The sequence below is a fragment of the Kitasatospora sp. NBC_01560 genome, from assembly GCF_045208415.1.
Classification (GTDB): Bacteria; Actinomycetota; Actinomycetes; order Streptomycetales; family Streptomycetaceae; genus Kitasatospora.
The window spans coordinates 859,066-877,888 of the sequence record NZ_CP109364.1; the positions used below are offsets into that span (position 1 = coordinate 859,066).

The 18,823-nt window shown below is 74.4% G+C and carries 20 protein-coding genes; 6 read left to right on the forward strand and 14 right to left on the reverse strand.

Annotated elements, in window-relative coordinates:
* Positions 1–62: 62 nt before the first annotated feature.
* The 3 genes from OH807_RS03740 to OH807_RS03750 all read right to left on the reverse strand — a co-directional run bounded on the left by OH807_RS03740 (position 63) and on the right by OH807_RS03750 (position 3,031).
* Entirely contained in the window at positions 63–575 is a 513-nt protein-coding gene (locus tag OH807_RS03740; RefSeq protein ID WP_406193841.1) for a hypothetical protein, read from the reverse strand.
* Complete coding sequence (locus OH807_RS03745) at positions 572–1,663, reverse strand: DUF4129 domain-containing protein (RefSeq protein ID WP_406193843.1); 1,092 nt, start codon at positions 1,661–1,663, stop codon at positions 572–574. The genes OH807_RS03740 and OH807_RS03745 overlap by 4 nt, the downstream gene beginning before the upstream one ends.
* 309 nt (positions 1,664–1,972) lie before the next feature.
* Positions 1,973–3,031 (reverse strand): phosphatidylinositol-specific phospholipase C domain-containing protein, encoded by a 1,059-nt coding sequence (locus tag OH807_RS03750; protein WP_406193845.1) that lies wholly within the window; start codon positions 3,029–3,031, stop codon positions 1,973–1,975.
* Between the two features lie 197 nt (positions 3,032–3,228).
* On the opposite strand from OH807_RS03750, the gene OH807_RS03755 reads away from it, so the two are divergent.
* The gene (locus tag OH807_RS03755) at positions 3,229–3,897 is read left to right on the forward strand and encodes a response regulator transcription factor (protein ID WP_406193847.1); all 669 of its coding nucleotides are present in this window, start codon (positions 3,229–3,231) and stop codon (positions 3,895–3,897) included.
* A gap of 121 nt (positions 3,898–4,018) precedes the next feature.
* Here OH807_RS03755 and OH807_RS03760 read toward each other — a convergent pair whose 3' ends face one another.
* The 6 genes from OH807_RS03760 to OH807_RS03785 form a co-directional block, all read right to left on the reverse strand.
* Positions 4,019–5,380 (reverse strand): sensor histidine kinase, encoded by a 1,362-nt coding sequence (locus OH807_RS03760; protein WP_406210671.1) that lies wholly within the window; start codon positions 5,378–5,380, stop codon positions 4,019–4,021.
* Positions 5,373–6,836, reverse strand: coding sequence for an FtsX-like permease family protein (locus tag OH807_RS03765; RefSeq protein WP_406193849.1), 1,464 nt, complete (start codon positions 6,834–6,836; stop codon positions 5,373–5,375). The genes OH807_RS03760 and OH807_RS03765 overlap by 8 nt, the downstream gene beginning before the upstream one ends.
* A gap of 7 nt (positions 6,837–6,843) precedes the next feature.
* The gene (locus tag OH807_RS03770; protein WP_406193851.1) at positions 6,844–7,596 is read right to left on the reverse strand and encodes an ABC transporter ATP-binding protein; all 753 of its coding nucleotides are present in this window, start codon (positions 7,594–7,596) and stop codon (positions 6,844–6,846) included.
* A gap of 138 nt (positions 7,597–7,734) precedes the next feature.
* Positions 7,735–8,175 carry a nuclear transport factor 2 family protein gene (locus tag OH807_RS03775; RefSeq protein WP_406193853.1) on the reverse strand — a complete coding sequence of 147 codons (441 nt, stop codon included), beginning with the start codon at positions 8,173–8,175 and terminating at the stop codon, positions 7,735–7,737.
* Between the two features lie 36 nt (positions 8,176–8,211).
* On the reverse strand, positions 8,212–9,057 hold the full coding sequence (locus OH807_RS03780) for an MBL fold metallo-hydrolase (protein ID WP_406193855.1): 846 nt from the start codon (positions 9,055–9,057) through the stop codon (positions 8,212–8,214).
* 187 nt (positions 9,058–9,244) lie between these two features.
* Positions 9,245–9,820 carry an NADPH-dependent FMN reductase gene (locus OH807_RS03785; RefSeq protein WP_406193857.1) on the reverse strand — a complete coding sequence of 192 codons (576 nt, stop codon included), beginning with the start codon at positions 9,818–9,820 and terminating at the stop codon, positions 9,245–9,247.
* 173 nt (positions 9,821–9,993) lie between these two features.
* Here OH807_RS03785 and OH807_RS03790 point away from each other — a divergent pair, with 173 nt between their 5' ends.
* Both OH807_RS03790 and OH807_RS03795 read left to right on the forward strand, forming a co-directional pair.
* The gene (locus tag OH807_RS03790) at positions 9,994–10,932 is read left to right on the forward strand and encodes a pirin family protein (protein ID WP_406193859.1); all 939 of its coding nucleotides are present in this window, start codon (positions 9,994–9,996) and stop codon (positions 10,930–10,932) included.
* Between the two features lie 158 nt (positions 10,933–11,090).
* Positions 11,091–11,768, forward strand: a complete 678-nt coding sequence (locus OH807_RS03795) for a TetR/AcrR family transcriptional regulator (RefSeq protein WP_406193861.1) — start codon at positions 11,091–11,093, stop codon at positions 11,766–11,768.
* Positions 11,769–11,793: 25 nt separating this feature from the next.
* Here the strand turns inward: OH807_RS03795 and soxR are convergent, their stop codons facing one another.
* Entirely contained in the window at positions 11,794–12,258 is a 465-nt protein-coding gene (gene soxR / locus OH807_RS03800; protein ID WP_406193863.1) for a redox-sensitive transcriptional activator SoxR, read from the reverse strand.
* A gap of 97 nt (positions 12,259–12,355) precedes the next feature.
* Here soxR and fdxA point away from each other — a divergent pair, with 97 nt between their 5' ends.
* Positions 12,356–12,679, forward strand: coding sequence for a ferredoxin (fdxA, locus tag OH807_RS03805; protein WP_406193865.1), 324 nt, complete (start codon positions 12,356–12,358; stop codon positions 12,677–12,679).
* A 154-nt stretch (positions 12,680–12,833) separates the two neighbouring features.
* Positions 12,834–13,544, forward strand: a complete 711-nt coding sequence (locus tag OH807_RS03810; protein WP_406193867.1) for a transcriptional regulator — start codon at positions 12,834–12,836, stop codon at positions 13,542–13,544.
* 80 nt (positions 13,545–13,624) lie between these two features.
* Here the strand turns inward: OH807_RS03810 and OH807_RS03815 are convergent, their stop codons facing one another.
* Positions 13,625–14,179, reverse strand: coding sequence for a hypothetical protein (locus OH807_RS03815; RefSeq protein WP_406193869.1), 555 nt, complete (start codon positions 14,177–14,179; stop codon positions 13,625–13,627).
* A 331-nt stretch (positions 14,180–14,510) separates the two neighbouring features.
* Between OH807_RS03815 and OH807_RS03820 the strand changes: the two genes are divergently transcribed.
* The gene (locus tag OH807_RS03820) at positions 14,511–14,966 is read left to right on the forward strand and encodes a nuclear transport factor 2 family protein (protein ID WP_406193871.1); all 456 of its coding nucleotides are present in this window, start codon (positions 14,511–14,513) and stop codon (positions 14,964–14,966) included.
* A 73-nt stretch (positions 14,967–15,039) separates the two neighbouring features.
* Here OH807_RS03820 and OH807_RS03825 read toward each other — a convergent pair whose 3' ends face one another.
* The 3 genes from OH807_RS03825 to OH807_RS03835 form a co-directional block, all read right to left on the reverse strand.
* The gene (locus tag OH807_RS03825; RefSeq protein WP_406193873.1) at positions 15,040–16,116 is read right to left on the reverse strand and encodes a right-handed parallel beta-helix repeat-containing protein; all 1,077 of its coding nucleotides are present in this window, start codon (positions 16,114–16,116) and stop codon (positions 15,040–15,042) included.
* Between the two features lie 98 nt (positions 16,117–16,214).
* Positions 16,215–17,522: a glycosyl hydrolase family 8 gene (locus tag OH807_RS03830; RefSeq protein ID WP_406193875.1), complete on the reverse strand. Its 1,308-nt coding sequence runs from the start codon at positions 17,520–17,522 to the stop codon at positions 16,215–16,217.
* A gap of 11 nt (positions 17,523–17,533) precedes the next feature.
* A complete protein-coding gene (locus tag OH807_RS03835) occupies positions 17,534–18,565 on the reverse strand; it encodes a chitinase (RefSeq protein WP_406193877.1) in 1,032 nt (343 codons plus the stop codon).
* Between the last annotated feature and the right edge of the window lie 258 nt (positions 18,566–18,823).

Below are 18,823 nucleotides of genomic sequence, written 5' to 3' on the forward strand. Positions count from 1 at the left end.
TGTGCGGGCGGGGGTCGTGCCGGGGCGGGCGGGCACGGCACCGGCCCGGGCCGGGCCGGGCCTCAGAGGGATTCGAGCCGGTCGACGAGTGCGGTGAGGACAGGCTCCGGGAGGGTCTCCTCCGGGGCCGGCGCCTCCGGGTCGATCCACGGCCAGAGCCGCGGGCCGAGCAGCTCGGCCACCCGCTCCCGGTCGGTGGCGGGCGAGAGGCCGTACACCTCCGACAACCGTGCCGCGTAGAGCCGTTGGAGCCGCCCGCGGAGCGGCCGGACGTCGCCCTCCGGGTCCAGGCCGTGCCGGACGGTCCAGCGCCAGTCACCGAGCCCCGGCTCGTACGCCTCCATCAGCCTGGTCCGCTTCCGGAGTCCGTCGTCCAGCTGCCCGGCGCCCGCGACGTAGCAGGCGGTGAGCAGCGCTGCGGCCAGCAGCAGGACGGCGCCGGCCACGGCCCCGGGCACGCCGCCGACCAGAGCGAACACGATCTCGGCCAGCACGGCCACCGCGGTCAGTTCGATCAGGCTGTGCCGGACTGAGCCGGGCTCCGCGGCCCGGTACCCGGTGGGTTCGGGGCTCATCGGCGACCTCCGGTGGTGTCGGGTGCCGCCTCCGGTGCACCGGCCGGCCCGTCCGCCGCCGCGTCCGCCGCTACGCCTGCCGGCACGTTCTCCGGTACGCCTGCCGGTACGTCCTCCGGCCCGGCCGCGCGGGTGGCGAGGCCGGCTGCCAGCGCGTCCAGGGCGGTCTGCGCGCGCTGCACGTGGGAGCCCTCCATCGGGTGCGTCGAGTAACGCGCCTCCCGGAACAGCGCGGTGAGCTCCTGGGCGGGGAGCCGGTCCACCAGGTGGTCGGCCACCGCGCGTTCCAGCAGCTCCGTGGGGTTCTCGCTGGCGCGGCGGGACACCCCGGAGGCCGACAGCGAGCCCTCCATCGCGGCGTAGCAGGCGATCACCGCGGCACGGGCGTCCTCGCCCGTCAGGGCGCGGCGGCCGGTGGCGACGGCGGCCGCGAGGGCGTCCTCGGGCCGCGGCGGGGCGGCGGGCAGCAGGCCCGGCGCCCGGCGACCCCGGCGCACCGCCAGCCGTCGCCACACCTCCATCAGGAGCAGGACCAGCCCGGCCAGGGCCACGAGGCCGAGCACGGCGTAGCCCACCATGAGGATCCACGTCACCGGGCCCCCGGCGTCCTGGGCGTGCTCCCGCCCGACCGGCAGCACGGCGGGCGGCGGCCCGGTCGCCGGCAGGTCGGTGGGCAGGGCGGTCGGCAGGGGCTCGGGGGGAGCGGCCGGGCCGACACCGCCACGGCCACGGAGGATCAGCGCGAGCAACGGCACCGCCACGGCCGCGCCGGGCAACAGCACCGCGGCCGCCTCGCGCAGGCGCTCGACCCACGGCGTCGGCCCGGCCAGGTGGCGGGCCTCCTCGCGGAATCGCACGGCCGACCGGCCGATCAGGATCCCCGCCCCGACGGCGATCAGCATCACCAGCCCGGCCATCCGGACCGGACCTGCCGTGGGCGGGCCGAGCAGTCCGCCGTCCGGCGGCCGCAGGGCCGCGGCCGCGAGCAGCAGGCCGCCGAGCACCAGCAGCGCACCCGGCAGTCGCCCGTCGCGGCCGGGCCGGCCCCCGACGGGCCGTTCACCGGCCGCCGGTCTGTCGTCCTTCATGCGGGCACCCCGTCCCTCCGCAGCGCGGATGATCACGCGCGGGTGCAGCGTCGCACACGGACTCTCGCAGTGTCACCCCCCGTCGGACGGGGTCGACCCGTTCGGGCAGCCCGGCGGGTGCGGGGAGGTGCGGGCGGGGATCTGCGGGTCGGCCGGACGGGGCCGGCCCGGCGGGTGCGGATCGGACCGTCGCGGCCGTCCGGCCGTCAACTCCCGGGCGTCGCCACCGTTTCGCCACCGCTTCGCCCCCGGGGTTCGGGGTCCGGAGTCCGGGGGCATCGGGGCGTCGGGTCGTCGGGTCGTCGAGGGTCAGCCGCGCGGCAGGACGAGCCCCTGCACGGCGGGCAGCTTGCGCCAGTCGCTCGACACGATGCTCGCGTGGGCCCGGGCGAGCTGCTGGGTGCGGGCGCGGGCCTGGTCCGCCGTCGGGTCGGTGGCGCTGATCGCGGGAGCGACGTTGTGCGCGTCCGTCATGGTCAGCAGGTAGTGGCGGCCGTCGTACCAGGAGGTGTCGATCCCGCCGGCGTACGCGGCCGCGTCGCCGTCGAAGACCACGAACCACGGGCGGATCGACGTCTCGCCGTACTTGCCGCGCGGGTCGCCGGCGGCGGCCCCGTGGACGGCGGGGAAAACCTGCGCGTCGCCGGTGCGGCCCGCCGCGGCGAGGTCGCGCAGGTGGCGGGCGTACTCGACGTCGGTGAGCAGGGTGTCGAAGGGGTTGCTCTCCTCGACGGAGCCGGGGATCACGTAGACCAGCGCCCGGCCGGCGAGGGCGGCGCGGGTCGGCCAGTTGCCCGCGCGGGCGGCCTCGTCCGCCGTGGGGTAGCTACCGCCGCCGGGCTTGGCGAGCAGGTCGGCGGGGCGGAAGACGGCGGAGCCGAGGTGGGCGGCGATCAGCGCGTCGAGCTGGGCGGGGCCCATCCCGCGGTTGCCGGCGAAGCCGCCCTTGAGCTCCAGCTTGACGACCAGCGGGCCGGCACCGGGGTGGGCGCCGAGCCAGATCCGGACGTCGTCGAGGCAGGTCTCCAGGTTCTTGTTGGTGCCGCCGGTGTAGAGCTGGGCGGGCGTCGTCGCGGCGGCGCAGTTGTTGCTGTTGCCGAGCGGGTTGGAGTGGCTGACCTTCCACTCCTTGGTGACGGTGTCCGTCCAGGCGTCCAGCTCGATCATGCCGGTACCGGTGTCCAGGCCATCCGCGAGGTGGGCGAATGCGGCCGGGTCGTAGGTGTTATGGATCCCGACGGTGGTGGCCGAGCCGAACGGGAGGTCACCCGGGTCCGTCGCGTCGGCCTGCGCAACGGGCACGAGGGCGGCGGCCGCGGCGAGCAGACCGGTGGCGATGGTGCCGGCGAGGGCGCGGCGTACGGTCACGATGACTGTCCCCTTGTCAGAAGGTCTGCGAATGGCCCGGCGGGCGTGCGGCATCGTTCCGGGACGATGCCGGAGCAGAGCATCCCTCACATGAAGGGGACACAACAAGCTCATGACGGCGCCGGTACATCTCGGCCGGCGCGCCCATCGCCCCGGGGGCGTGGTGCCCGCCGTTCCGGGGCCGCGACAATGGCTCCATGATCGAGAAGCAGCTGCGGGTGGTACTGGCCGAGGACTCGGTGATCCTGCGGGACGGGATGGTGGAGCTGCTCGCGGCCCGTGGCTGCGAGGTGGTCGCGGCGGTCGGCACCGCGCCCGAGCTGCTCGCCGCGGTGGCCGGGCACCGGCCGGACGTCGCCGTGGTGGACATCCGGATGCCGCCCACCCACACCGACGAGGGCATCCGGGCCGCGGTCGAGCTGCGCGCCGCCGCGCCCGGCGTCGGCGTCCTGGTCTTCTCCCAGCACGTCGAGACGGTCTGGGCCGCCCGTCTGCTGGCCGGCGGCGCCGCCGGCATCGGATACCTGCTGAAGGAGCGGGTGGCGCGGACGTCCGAGTTCATGGACGCGCTGCGCCGCGTGGCCGCCGGCGGGACGGCGCTGGACCCCGCGGTGGTGACCGGACTGCTGCGGGGCGGCCCGCGCGGCCGGCTGGACGCCCTCACGCCGCGCGAGCGCGAGGTGCTGGAGCTGATGGCGCAGGGGCACTCCAACCGTTCGATCTCCGCACGGCTGGTGGTGTCGGAGCGGGCGGTGGAGAAGCACGTCGCCGCCGTCTTCACCAAGTTCGACCTGCCGCCGACGGACGCCGACAACCGGCGGGTGAAGGCGGTCCTCGCCTTCCTCGCCGAGACCGCCGCACCCTGACGATTCGTCACTTCCGGACGCGCCGGGGTACGGCCGGTCCGGTACGGCCGGTGTGGTCAGGCTGGTCTGGTCCACCTGGACGGATCCGGCCGGTGTGGTCCGGCCGGTCGGACGCGGCGGCTCAGATGCGGCTGGGCAGCTCGGCGGTGACCACGGTCGGCCCGCCCACCGGGCTCTCCACCCGCAGGACGCCGTCCACCGCCGCCAGCCGTTCGCCCAGGCCGGCCAGCCCCGTCCCACCGCCGGTCCCGCCGCCCGCACCGCCACCGGACGCGCCTCCCGCGGCGGCGGCCCCGCCCCGGCCGTCGTCGCGCACCGTCAGCCGGACCAGACCGCCCGCGGCGGTGGCCGACAACACGGCCGACCGGGCTCCGCTGTGCTTGGCGAGGTTCGTGAGCAGCTCGGCCGCGCAGTAGTAGACGGCCTGTTCGATCGCCGGATCCGGCCGCTCGCGCAGGTCGAGGCGGACGGCGACCGGGACGGGCGAGCCGGCGGCCAGCCCGGGCAGGGCCGCTTCGAGCCCGCCGTCCAGCGCCACCGGGTGGATGCCCGCGGTGAGCCGGCGCAGCCCGGCGATGGTGTCGTCGGTCTGGTTGCGGGCCCGGTCGACCAGGGCCCGTAACCGCGCCACGTCCGGCCCCGGACCGGCCTGCCCGCCGTTGTCCGGACCACCGCCGTCCGGACCGCTGTCGTCCGGACCACCGCCGGCCGACGGGGCGCTGGCCAACACGTCGTCGGCCAGCGACAGCGTGATGGCGAGCGCCACCAGCTGGGCCTGGGTGCCGTCGTGCAGGTCGCGCTCCAGCCGGCGCAGGCGGTCGGTGCCGGCGGCGAGCAGGGTGGCGCGGGCCTGCTCCAGGTCGCGGACGCGCCGCTGGGAGCGGGCCGGGCCGAGCAGCAGCCGGGCCAGCCTCCGATTGGCCGTACTGAGCACGCGGTTGGCGCCCGGCACGGCGGCCAGCACGGCCAGGCCGAGCAGCACGGCGGCCGCGTCGAGCCAGCCGGCCGGCCGCTCCCCCGGTTCCAGCAGCCGGACCCAGAGCGGGAACCCGAGCAGCCAGCCACTGCCGAGCGGCAGCACGACGACGGCGGCGAAGCCGAGCAGCCCGAGCGGCAGCCGGGCGAGCAGGTAGACGAGCGAGCGCCACGCGACCGGGTCGGCCAGCACCGCGCGGCCCCGGGCGAGCGGGCCGGCCGGCCGCCGCGGCGGCACCGGCGGTTCGACCCGCTCGCCCAGCAGCCGCTCCACCGCCCGCCGGTGGAGCGCGCCGAGGCCGCGCGCACCGGCGAGCGCGGCGGCCACGAACGGCAGCCCGACGACGGTCAGGGAGAGCAGCGTTCCCGCGTACAGGACGGCCAGCGCGTAGGCGCCGCCGAGCACGGCCGGCAGCAGGCCCGCGACGGCGAACAGCAGCTCGCCGCCCGGGGCGGTGACGTACCGCCGGGTCCGGCGGGCCGGCCGCCCGGCCCGCTGCTCAGCCACGCTCGCCACCGACCGCCTCCACCGCCGGGCCGGCGAACGCGCGCAGCCCGGTGAGCAGGATGCCGGGCGCGGTCAGGGCGGCCGCGCCGGCGACGATCCAGCCGCAGGCGCCCACCGGCACGACCGGCACGAGCGATCCGGTGGCCGCCGAGCTGAAGGCGGCCGAGGCGGTGCCGGCGACCGTGGCACCCAGCAGCACGCCGACGACCGTGGTCAGGGCCGCCTCGGCGCCGAGCATCCGCAGCAGCTGGCGCCGGGTCGCGCCGACCAGCCGGAGCAGGGCGAACTCGCGGCGGCGATCGGCGGTCAGGGCCACCAGGGTGTTGACGGTGGAGACGGCGGCGAAGCAGACCAGCATGGCCAGCTCGGCCTGCCGCAGCCAGACGTCGGTCGCGGAGCTGACGGCGGACGCGGTGGCGGTGGCGGCGGCGGACGCCGTGGCGGCGCCGGTGGCCGCGGGCAGGGCACGGCTCGCCACGTGCTCGGCGGTGCTTGTCATGATCAACATGGTGCCCGACAGGCCGACCAGGAGCGCCACCGGCACCACCGCGGACGAGAGCCGGTGCGCGTAACCACGCAGGTTCGCATCGGCCAGCCAGCCCGTCCGCGGCGCCGCCAGCCGCACCGGCGCGCCCAGCACGGCGACCAGCACCCGGGCCGCGAGCGGGCCGAGCAGGGCGACGGCGACCAGCAGGACGATCGAGCCGAGCAGCGCCGCCTGCCCCGCCTTGTCGAGCTGGTCGGCCGGCCGGGTCGCCGCCAGCCGGACCAGCAGCCCGCCGCCGGCCAGCGCGCCGAGGCCGGCGAGCACCCGCGGGACGCCCGTCCGCGCGTGCTCGGTCGTACCGGCGGTGAGCGCGGCGGCCGGCGGGATCCGGGTGACCCGCCGCCCCGCGACGGCCGCCGCCGCCAGGGCCACCAGCAGCGCGGCCGCGAGCGCGACCAGCATCGGCAGCGGCGTGGCCGGCACCCGGACGGCGGGCGCGGCCATCCCGCGCTCCTGGAGGGCGGCGAGGAAGCGGCGGGCACCCAGGGCGCCAACCACCCAGCCCGGCCCGGCCGCCAGCAGGGTCGTCGCGACCACCTGCCCGCGCACCACCCTCCGGACCTGCCGGGGCGTGGCGGCGACGGTCCGCAGCAGCGCCAGCTCCCGGTACTGCTGGCGGAGCGCGAAGCCCAGGGCGTTGACCACCACGAAGAAGGCCACCAGGACGGCGATCTCGCCGAACGCGCCCGCGATCACCATCAGCCCCGGCCCGGCGGGTGCCCGGCGGTCGGCGGCGGGCGCGGCGGCCGCCGCGGCGAACAGTGAGCCGAAGAGCGTCACCGTGGCGACGGCGAGGAAGAGCGCTGCGGCCGGCCCGACGAACGCGGCGGGCCGGCGGCGGAGTTGGCCGAGTACCAGGGCGGGCAGCGGTCGGCCGCCCGGGCGGCCGGAGAGGATCTGGGCGGTCATCGCGCGCTCACCCGCCCAGCCGGCTCAGCCGCTCGGCGACCAGCGCCGCCGTCGGCCGGGCCAGTTCGTCGACCAGCAGACCGTCCGCGAGCAGCAGCACCCGGTCCGCGTAGCCCGCGGCGACCGGGTCGTGGGTGACCATCACACAGGTCTGCCCGTCCCGGTCCACACCGGTGCGCAGCAGGGTGAGGATCTCGTGGCCGGTCGCCCGGTCGAGCGCGCCGGTGGGCTCGTCGGCGAACACCGCGTCGGGGCGGGCGACCAGGGCGCGGGCGATCGCGACGCGCTGCTGCTGTCCGCCGGAGAGCTGACCCGGCCGGTGCCGCTCGCGCCCGGCCAGGCCGACCCGCGCGAGGGCGTCCCGGACGGCCGCCCGGTCGGGGCGGGTGCCGGCCAGCCGGCCGGGCAGTTCCACGTTCTGGGTGACGGTCATCGCGGGCATCAGGTTGAAGGCCTGGAAGACGAACCCGACCCGGCTGCGCCGCAGTTCGGCCAGCCGCCGCTCGGGGAGCCGGGACACCTCGGTGCCGCCCCACCGGACGGTGCCGCGGGAGGGCCGGTCCATCCCTGCCAGGCAGTGCAGCAGGGTCGTCTTGCCGGATCCGGAGGGGCCCATCACCGCGGTGAACGTCCCCGGTGCGAAGGCCACCGAGACCCCCCGCAGCGCCCGCACGGCGGCGGCGCCGCGGCCGTACTCCCGGTGCAGGTCGTCGGCCCGGACCGCGGCTTCGGCGGTCGTCGTCCATGTCGTTTCAGCCATGGCTCCATGCTGGCCGGACCGGGCGCGGCAATCGATCGTGCGAGCCCCCGGACCGGGGGTTCGGTTTTCCGAACCCCCGCGCGTCCCGGGACCCGTCCGCGCCCGGCCCCGACCTCCGGCCGGGCGGCCGCGCGATCGTCAGTGCTCGTCGGCCCCGCGCGGGCCGCGGATGGTGCGCTCGGCCTCACTGATCGGGATGTCGTTGATGCTGGCCTCGCGGCGCCGCATCAGGCCGTCGGGGGCGAACTCCCACAGCTCGTTGCCGTGACTGCGCCACCACTGGCCGTCGTCGTCGTGCCACTCGTACTGGAAGCGGACGGCGATGCGGTCGTCGGTGAAGGACCAGAGCTGCTTGCGCAGCGCGTACTCGTGCTCCCTGGCCCACTTGTCGGTGAGGAAGGCGGCGATCTCCTCGCGCCCGGTGACGAAGCGGTCGCGGTTGCGCCAGAGCGAATCGGGTGTGTAGGCGAGGGCCACGCGCTGCGGGTCGCGGGTGTTCCACGCGTCCTCGGCCGCCCGGACCTTGGCGGCGGCGGTCTCCGCGGTGAACGGCGGGAGCGGGGGACGTACGGATGACATGGGGAACTCCGGGGTGAGAGGGCGGTGCGCGGACGGTCAGAGCAGTTCGGCCGTGCCCGGCGGCAGTCGGCGCAGGCGGTCGGCCAGGCCCGCGGCGGCGAACGCCTCGGCGATGCGGGCCGGGTCCTCGACGAAGTGCTCCCAGGAGTCGAAGTGCAGCGGGACCACCTGGCGGGCACCGAGCGTGCGGGCCAGTTCGGCACCGTCCGCCGCACTCAACGAGAAGGCGAGCTCCCCGGTGGCGGGGAAATGCGCGTCGCCGAGGTGCAGGAAGGCCGTGTCGACGGCGAAGCGTTCGGCGATCCCGTCCAGCGCGGCGTGACGCGTGGTGTCGCCCGAGAAGTAGAGCGTGCCGCCCTCGTACTCGACGACGAACCCGGTGACCGGGCCCGTGACCGGCTCGGTGCCGGCCGGGCCGTGCCGGGCCGGGGTCGCGGTGACCGTCACGGTGGTCGCTCCGGCGGTCGTCCTGACGCTCTCCCAGGGGGCGAGGCCGGTCGCCCTGCCGCCCAGCCGGGCAGCGGCCTCGGGCGTGGTGAGCACCGCGCCCGCCCGAGCGGCCACCTCCCGGCCGGCGTGGTCGAGGTTGTCGGCGTGCTGGTCGTGCGAGAGCAGGACGAGGTCCACGGGCGGCAGTTGATCGGCGCCGAACGCCGCACCCGCGGTACGGCGCAGCGGGCGGGCGGCCGGGTACTCGCCCGGCTGCTGGTCCAGGGCGGGGTCGGTGAGGATCGTCAGATCGCCGATCCGCAGCAGGACGGTGGCGGTGCCGAGGTAGGTGACGGTGACCGGCGTTGCGGTCACGGGGCTTGCGGTGCCGGGGGTTGTGGTGCCGGGGCTTGCGGTGCCGAGGTAGGTGACGGTGACCGGCGTTGCGGTCACGGGGCTTGCGGTGCCGGGGCTTGCGGTGCCGGGGGTTGTGGTGCCGGGGGTTGTGGTGACCTGGGTTTCAGTACCCGCGATGGCCATGGCGGACGCTCCTTCGACGAGGGCCCAGAGCTGGGACGGGAGGGGACGGGCGGGGAAGGACACTGACGGACGGGGACGGACGGGGACGGACGGGTCGGGGTCAGCGTGCGGGGGCGGCGTCGATCTTGCCCTGGAGCGCCTCCAGCAGGCCCCGGAGCAGCCCGACGGTGGTCTCGTCCGTGAGGTTGCCCTCCGCGTCGAAGCGCTCGTGCGAACGGAAGACGATCACCTCGGGCTTGACCACGACGTCGCTCTCCGTCCAGACGAAGACCTGCCGCAGCGCCAGCTGGGCGCGGACGGAGCCGAAGTTGGTCGGTGCGGCCCCGAGGATCGCGGTGGGCTTGCGGTGCAGCGGCAGGCCCTCGGTCTTCGTCCAGTCGGTGCTGAGCCAGTCGAGGGCGTTCTTGAGCACGCCGGGGATCGAGTAGTTGAACTCCGGGGTGGCGATGAGCAGTCCGTCGGCAGCGAGTACCCGGCGGCGCAGGTCCGTCACGATCGCCGGGCGCTTCTCCGGGGTATCGAGGTCCTGGTCGTACGCGGGGAGGTCGCGCAGGCCCTCGTAGATCTCGATCTCCTGGCGGCCCGGGTCGAGCGTGCGGGCGGCGTGCAGCAGGCGGGTGTTGTGCGAGTCGGCGCGCAGCGAACCGGAGATGGCGAGGATCTTGCTGGTGGCCATGGTGGCACTCCTTCGGGCAGGTCGGACGACAGAGAGGTCGGACGACGGGGAGGTGTCGCCCGCCCGGCGGACCGGGCGGCTTCGACAGGCAAAAAACTAAACCGATCAGTTCAAAGTGTCAACCGAACGGTTCAGTCTTGACAGTGAACTGAATCGTGTAGTTCATTTCATCCATGACCTCCACCACCGCACCGAGCGCCACCGCCACCGCCCCGGCCGCCGGACCCATTGCAACCGGACCGGTCGCAACCGGCACCGTCCGCTCGACCGTCCGCGTCGTCAGCCCCGTACACACCTACGAGGGAGCGGGCTTCCCGGTCCGGCGCCCCTTCCCGACCGCCGACCTGCCCTTCCTCGACCCGTTCCTGATGGTCGACCAGGTCGGCCCGGTGGAGCTCGGCCCCGGCGAGGCCAAGGGCGCTCCCCCGCACCCGCACCGCGGCTTCGAGACGATCCAGTACGTCATCTCCGGGGACATCGCCAACGCCGACTCCCGCGGCCACCACGCCGTCGTCCGGGGCGGCGGCGTGCAGTGGCTCACCGCCGGCTCCGGCATCGTCCACGAGGCGCTGCCCACCGAGGAGTTCCTCGCCGAGGGCGGCCTGCAGCACCTCCTGCAGATCTGGGTCAACCTGCCGGCCCGGCTCAAGTCCGTCCCGCCGCGCAGCCAGAACGCCGAGCCCGGCGAGCTGCCCGTGGTCACCACCGCGGACGGCGCCGAACTCACGGTGATCGCCGGCAACACGCACGGGGCGACCGGCCCGTTCGCGACCCACACGCCCGTCCTCGTGGTGCACGCCCGGCTCGCGGCAGGCGGTCGTGCGGAGTTCACCGCTCCCGTCGGCCACAACGCGATGCTGTACGTGATGTCCGGCGCGGCAGCCACCCGGGACGCAGAGCTCCGGGACGGCCACCTCGCCGTGCTCGCCCAGGACGGCGACAGGTTCACCGTCGAGGCCCGGGGCGGAGCGGCCGAGGTCCTCGTCCTGACCGGCGAGCCGATCGGCGAACCCGTCGCCCGCAGCGGGCCGTTCGTGATGAACACCGCCGCCGAACTGCGCCAGGCCCAGCAGGACTTCGGCCGCGGGCTGATGGGCCGGCTCCCGCTGTGACCGGCGGCGGCCGCCGGGCGCGCCGCGGACGCGCGGCGCGCCCGGTTCTGCTCCCGTCGGCGGCCTTTGCGAACCGAACCGTTCAGTTCTTAGACTGAACCACCCGGGACATTCCGACACATCCCCCTCACCCGGTCCAGTACCAGGAGGACACCGACATGGGCGTCGACACGGCAGGCACTCCGGACGCGACGGACGAGTTCGGCATCCCGATCATCCCGGACCCCACCGACGCCGCCCAGCGCAAGCGCCAGGCGATCATCGACTCGGCTCAGGCCGAGTTCCTCGCCGAGGGCTACTCGGCGGCCTCCATGGACGCCATCACCAGCGGCTCCGGCGTGTCCAAGGCGACCATCTACAAGCACTTCGGCAGCAAGGAGCGCCTGTTCCTCGCCGTCATCGGGGGCCTGCTGCCCCGGACGTACGCGGGGCTCGAATCCTGCACCTCCACCATCGTCGAGGCCCCCGATCTGCGGAAGGCGCTGATCGACCTCACCACCGCCTGGGCCCGCACCCTGCTGCACCCCGACATCATGTCGCTGCGCCGCCTGGTCATCGGCGAGACGGAGCGCTTCCCCCAGCTCGGCCAGCTCTGGTACCGGGTCAGCTACGACATGATCAACGGGCCGCTGACCGATGCCTTCACCGAACTCGACCAGCTCGGCGTCCTGGACATTCCCGAGCCCACGCTCGCCGTCCAGCAACTCGTGGCCGTCACGGTGGGCGTCCCGCAGCTGATGAACACCTTCTCCCCCGCGATCCCGCTCCACGACTCCGAACTCGTCCACCTGGCCACGTCCGGAGTGGACCTGATCCTCGCCCGCTACGCCCGCTGACCGGGACCGCCCCGGACATGGGCCCCTACAGGCGCCGGGGGCCGACACCGTCCTCGGCGAGCGCGTCACCGGGATTCAGCAGGGCGCAGGCCTTCATCGAGAGGCAACCGCAGCCGATGCATCCCGTGAGTTCGGCCTCCAACCGTTCGATGGTTTGGCGACGCTCCTCCAGCCGGCGCTTCCAGCCGCGCGAGGCACGCTGCCATTCGTGGTGGCTCGGCGGCCGGTCGAGCGGGACGTCGGCGAACGCCTCCCGGAGGTCCTCCAGCGGGATGCCGATCCGTTTCGCCACCGAGATCAGGGCGACGCGGCGCAGCATGTGCCGGGGGTAGCGGCGCTGGTTGCGCGCATCGCGTTCGGAGGCGATCAGGCCGAGTTCCTCGTAGAACCGCAGGGCGGACACCGCCGTGCCGGTCCGCGCGCCGACCTCGCCGATGGCCAGCCAGTCGTCGGGGGTGGCCCCGGGGTCGACGGGCCGATGAGTCGCCATGCGCTGCCTCCTCCTTTGACCTCAAGTCTACTTGAGGCCCTACGGTCGGCCGTGCCAGAGCGGCAAGCGGTACCGATCCGGAGAGGACGGCAGCCCGATGACTTTTGTGATCGCCCTGCCCTGCGTGGACGTCAAGGACAAGGCATGCCTGGAGGAGTGCCCCGTCGACTGCATCTACGAGGGCGAGCGGATGCTGTACATCCACCCCGACGAGTGCATCGACTGCGGCGCCTGCGAACCGATCTGCCCGGTCGAGGCGATCTACTTCGAGGACGACACCCCGGACGAGTGGCGGCCGTTCAACGCGGCGAACGCCGAGTTCTTCACCGACCTCGGCTCCCCCGGCGGCAGCGCCAAGCTCGGCCTGATCGCGAAGGACCATCCACTGGTGGCGGCACTGCCGGTGCAGGACACGGTCTGACCCACCGGGTGGCACCGCCCGAGCCCGCGCACCGAACGGCGCGCGCCGGACGGCGAGCGGCTCGCGCCGGGCGGCGGGTCGCCGGCCCGGCCGGCCCGGGCAACGCGGTAGGAATGACACCCGGGGGCCGGTCCGAGTCGGAGGTGCGAACGCGGTGAGCCGGCGAGTCGCGGAGCAACTACGTCAGCTGCAGGCGGAGCAGGCCCGATCGGAGGAGCCCCCGGCCCTGGTCGCCGCGGTCGCGTCCGGTTGCGCCCCGCTGGGCGTGCTCGCCGAACTGGCCGCGCAGCAGCAGCGGATCATCGCCTCCGACCGGCGCAGCCTGCTGCTGCTCGCCACCCGCTGCGCGGACCTGCCGGTGGGCGCCTGGTTCGCCGACCTGGCCGAGGGCGAGGGCCCCGCCCTGCGGATCCTGCCGGCCCTCGCCGCCGCCTGCGGGCTCGATCCGGAGCATGCCGCCGCCCGCCCGCCCCTGCCCGGCTGCCAGGCCTACCCCGCGTACCTCGCCTGGCTCGCGCTCAACGGCCGGCCCGCCGCCGTAGCGGGGGCACTGGTCGCGAACTTCACCGCCTGGGGCGGCTACTGCGCCGCAATCGGCGCCGGGCTGCGCCGTCACTACGGGTTCGCCGACGAGGACTGCGCCTTCTTCGACTTCTTCGCCCGACCGGCCATCGCCCTGGAGCAGCAGGCCGCCGAGGCCCTCGGCCCGAACCGGGGCGACGCCGGTGACACAGGTGACACGGGTGACGCCGGCCTGGACGGCGGCACCCTCACCGCCGCCCGCGAGTACAGCACCCTGCTCCAGGCCTACGAGCGGCTGTTCTGGGAGACCCTCGACGCCCTGCCGGTCGCACGGCCCTCGTAGTACCCGGAGCCCGGAGCTCCGGGGGCGTCCGGCACCCATGAGAACACCGGACACCCCCGGACCCCGACGAGGTCCGCCGCTCAGGCCTGCCAGTGCGGCTTGCCGCTGACCATCCGGCAGTAGATCATCCGGCCGTGGGCGTCGTGGGTGCTCGCCCCCAGGTCCGCATTGCGGCAGAACTGGCCGGCCTGGTAGCAGTTGCCCGCGTTCGAGCGGAGCTCGCAGTCCCCACCGGCAGCCTGCGGCTGCGCGGGCTGCGGCTCGGCGCTGGTGGTTCTGGGGGCGGGCGCCGGGGCCGCCTTCGTCTCGGGCGCCGACGGCTTGGCGGTCGGTGCCGCGGGCTGCGGCGCCGCCTTGGGGGCCGCTGCGGGCGGGGTGGTCGCGACCGGCGGCGGGGTGGTCGGCGCGGGCTCGGCCGGAACCGGCGCCGGGGGGTTGGCAGTCGGTTCGGTGGCGGTCGGCGCGCCGGCGCTCGGTGCGGCCGTGGTGGCGGCGACGGCGGGCGCCGAGGCGGCCGCGGTGGCGGCGGTGTCGACCGCCGCCGGGTCGCAACCGGTCAGGGCCAGGCCGATGGTGAGGACAAGTCCGGCGACGGCGCCCAAGCTGCGCCGGCCGCCGCGGATCCGTGAATCCATGGGGAGAGAACACTCCGTTCCGCTTGAAAGAAGATGGTGATTCCATCAGACCGGCGTCACGGTGTTCCCACGGTTCACACACTTTGTCGGCGGATCGAGACCTTCCGGTCACACAGCGTCCACCGCCGGGACGGGACGGCCGGGCGCCGTAGGTGAATCCGGCTGCCTGCCTCGGCCCCCTGCGGCAGAATCGGCCCGGCCCCACGCCACCTGGCCCCGTACCACCCGGCCCCACGCCACCTGGCCCGACGCCACCTGGCCCCAGAGTTTCCGGCCCGCCGCACCAACACCGCCCACACCACGCCACACACCCCCGAGAGGAGTCCGCGCCGTGTCGGACCTCACCACCCCGCGCAGCGTCCTGGTCCGTTACCGACAGGCGATCATCGACAGGTCCGCCGACGCCCTCGCCGACCTCTACGCGCCGGACGGCGTCCACGAACTCCCGTTCGTCTTCCCGGGAATGCCCGCCGCGTACCGCGGCCGGGAGGAGGTGCGCGCCGCCTACCGGGCGGCCTGGGGTGCCAGTCCGGCGCGGCCGATGGAGATCCACGAGGTCGCCACGCACGAGAGCACCGACCCCGAGGTGATCGTCGCGGAGCAGGTGGTCAAGGGCGAGATCGCCGGCACCGGGCAGCCGTTCGCGTTCCCGGGCCTGCTGGTGCTCCGGGTCCGCGACGGTCTGATCGTCCGGGCCCGGGACTACATGGACGGCCTGGCCGTCGCCCACACCATGGGCCGGCTCCCGGCCGTGGCCGCCGCACTGGGTGCGACGGCCACGGGCTGAACACCCGCTCCCCGCCCACGCGGTGGCCGGCGGCTCCGGGTGCACGCCGTCCGCTGCGGGCGGCGTCGACGGGTCAGGGCGTCACGGGGATGTTGGTCAGCCCGGACACCGCCCGGGTCACCGTGTTCGAGGCGTAGACCTGGTTGGGGCGGCCCGCGCAGGCCGAGACCGAGGTGATCCGCACCGCGTAGGCGCCCACGCCGCCCAGGTCCGAGCTGTTGCCGCGCCAGACGTTGCCGCACCCGTTCGGGAAGGCGGGCGTGGTGGCCGGGTTGTGCGTCTCGTAGCCGTTGGCGAACGTCCCCGGGCCGGTGAAGCTGCCCCTGTTGCCCTCGATGAGATAGCCGCTGCCCTTCACGTCCACCCACGAGTCCGCCGAGTTCTCGCCGGAGATCCCGCGGCCGTCGAAGGTGTTGCCGCGGATCACGCCGCCCGTGGTGCCTTCCTTGACGTCGATCCCCTCGGCGGCGACGTACGGGCCGATCCGGTTGTTCTCCACCAGCACCCGGTCCGAGCGGTCGGCGCCGCCGCTGTTGCCGTGGCAGCCCCAGTTGGAGCCGGCCGAGCCGAGGTAGACGCCTTCGCCGTAGCCGGGCTGGACCACTCCGGTGTACTCGACCACCGAGTTGCGGAGCACCCCGTCGGCGGAGGACCGGCGGAAGTGCACGCCCTCGTCCTCGGTGTGGTGGACGTACAGCCCGTCGAGCACCACGTGCGGCGAGTTGTCGACGACGACGCCCTTCTTGGCGTCCTTCACGGTGAAGCCGGTGAGGTTCCAGTACGGCGCGTCGTACAGCCAGAACCCGTAGCCCGGGTCCCAGCCGGTCGTGGGCGCCGGGCAGGACGGGGCGGAGCCGGCCGGTCCGTCGTTGACCAGGACGGCGGTGCGCGGCCCGGTGACGGTGATCGGCTTCGCCGCGGTGCCGGCCTTCCGGCCCAGGAACGCACCGTGGTACTCGCCGGGTGCCAGGCGGATCGTCTGCCCCGGCACGGCGGCCGCCAGCGCGGCCCGCAGCCCGGCGGCCGTGGAGACGTTCACCTCCGCCCCGGCGGTGACACCAGTGGCGGTGGTGGCGTTCGCCGTAGCCGCTCCGGAGGAGAGGAGGAGGGCCACCGCACCGGTCAGCGCGGCAATCGTTCGGGGTAACACACGGACCTCCTGCGACAGGGGGAGAGTAGGACGGTGCCGTGGCCGGGGCGGGCTCCCGCCCCGGCCACGGCGCAGCCGGGGTTACAACACAGCCGGGGCTACGGCACCCAGTGGTTGCCGGAGGCCACGATCATCGACTGGAGCTGGACGCTGCCGCCGTAGTACAGGGACTTGTCGATCGCCGTGCCCGCCAGCTTCGCCCAGAGTGCGTCGAGCCAGGCCTGCGAGCCCGGGTCGGTCATCGCCGTGACCACGAACGGCGCGGTGAACGCCATGTCGTGGCCGCTGTCGAAGGCCGAGCCGTTGAGCTTGTAGCCGGTGACGATGTTGGCCGGGTTGCCGCCCGCCTTGCCCTTGATCCAGGCGTTGATCCTGCGCGCCGAGGCGAGCGAGGCGGCGTCCCCGCTGGTGACGGCGTCGGCGCCGATCCGCCACGGGTCGCGGCAGGCGTTCCAGCCGTACTCGCCGTCGTGCGCGCTCTCCAGCACCTGGCCGGCGGCGGGCTTGGCAGTGCCGTTGGTGTTGACCACGAAGTCGGCGAGCAGGCCGGTGCCGGCGGCGTAGCCGCTCTGCTGCTTGGTGATCAGGTCCTGGTGCGCGGTGCGGACGGTGTCCCAGGTGGTGTCGCCGGTCGCGGTTCGGAACGCCCGGAAGTGGTCGATCATCCAGTCCGAGGAGCGGGTGACGTAGTGGAGGGAGTCCCCCGAGTCCGACCAGTCGCCGAGCAGCGTGAGGTGGGTCTTCGTGTTGATCTCGCTCGCCTTGATCGCGTTGATGTGCCGGACGGCGAGGTCCTTGTAGTTGTAGGTGCCGGTGCTGCCCCACTGCCGGTCGGCGAGCAGCAGCCCGTAGGCGACGTCGAGGTCCCCGTCGGTGGCCGAGTCGGAGCCGTCCACGCTCTTGCAGGAGGCGTCCTGCTCTGCGGCCAGCAGGTCCGGGTTGTTGACGGACTTGTGCGCCAGCACGTACTTCACCAGGCCGTCGAAGACGGTCTTCGCGTTCGGGTCGGCGCCCGCCATGGTGGCGGTGACGACCATGCCGTACCCCTGCGCCTCGGCGACGTACGGGTGGTCGGCGTCCGGCGAGATCACCTCGTACCAGCCGTTGCCGCAGTTCTGCTTGACGAACGCGGCCTTCCAGGCGTTGTACGTGGTGACGACCTGCTGGTCGAGCGTGGCCTGCGCGCCGGAGGGCTTGAGGGTGCCCGCCGCGTACGGGTAGCGGTGACTGCCGAACGGTACGGCCGGCGTGGCGGCGGCCTGCGCGGTGCCGGCGGTCGCCGCGGCCTGCCGCGCGGCGGCCTCGGCCGAGGCGGGTGGTGCGGCGAGCAGTCCGGCGGCCAGGCCCGCACCCACGACGAGGGCGGCGGCGGCGCGAAGACGGCTCCGGGTGGTCAACTGTGCCATGGGGGTGCTCCTCAGCCCTGGTACTGGACGACGATCTTGGTGAACTCGTACGGGGACTGCGTGACGCCGCTGCACGCGTCGGCGTCCGCGCCGGAGCCGCAGGCGCGGTCGCGGTTGACCGACCAGAAGGCGAACCGGGCGAGGTGGTGCTGCTGCGCGTAGCCGAGGATGGTGCGGAAGTCGGCGGTGGTGACGGTCTCGCCGGCCTCGTCGGTCTTCCCGTTCATCGAGGAGACGCCGATGTGCCGGAAGGCGGCGTCGTCGCTGTAGCCGTAGGCGCTCTTCACCGCCGCCTTCAGCCCGTCCAGGGCGCTGACCGTGGCCTGCCCCATGGTGCCGCTGTGGCCACCGAAGTCGAACGGCATGATCACCCAGCCGTCGTTGGCGAGACCGGCCGCGGCGCCGCGCTTGATCAGGTCCTTGCCGGTGGAGTCCGGCCCGCTCGGGGTGGTGCCCATGGTGATGTACGTGACGATGCCGGGGTTCTTGGTCTTGACGATCTTCAGCGCGTCGACCACCCGCTGACGGACCGTCGCGTTGGAGAACTCGGTGTCCTCGATGTCGATGTCGAGCGCCTTCAGCTTGTACGCGTCGATCACCTTCTGGTACGCGCCGGCCAGCGCGCTCGCGCTGGAACACTTCTCGCCGAGCTTGTTCCCGCTCCAGCCGCCGACCGAGACCATCACGTCGCCGCCGGCCGCCCGGATCGACTTGATCGCGGCCTCGTCGGAGCCGCCGGCGAGCGCCCGGCTGCCGTCCCACTTCGGGTTGCAGCCGCCGTCGGAGAGGATGAAGGCCAGGGTGAACCACTTGACCCCGGTCGCCTTCATCACGTCGGTCGGCTTCTGCGGGTTGCCCCAGCCGAGGTACTCGTACGGCGCGGCCGCCATCCCCGGGACGGCGGCGGAAGCGGCGGGGGTGATCTGCGCGGGGGCGGCGGGGGCGGCCTGCGCGGTGCCCACGGGGGCGAGCAGCAGCGCCGCCGGGCCGAGGGCGGCGGCCAGCAGTGCAGCCGCGGGACGGACTCCGGTAGTTTTGTTCATGCCAACTCACTTTCGTCGACCTGCCGCTCGAAGGCGGCAGACCCGGGGGAGGACGGGGCGAGGACGGAACGTGCACGGGAAGAGCGCGCGGGGAGCACGAGGAGAGCACCTGCCACGGGCGGCGACAGTGACCACAGCAGGCGCCTACAGAATCGGGGCACCGGGGCGCCCGGTCAATGGCTTTCGTTAGGAAAGTTTCCCAATGATTGGGAGTCGCAACCCTGCGAAGTGGCTTGAGGCGCCGTCGGAGTGACACGC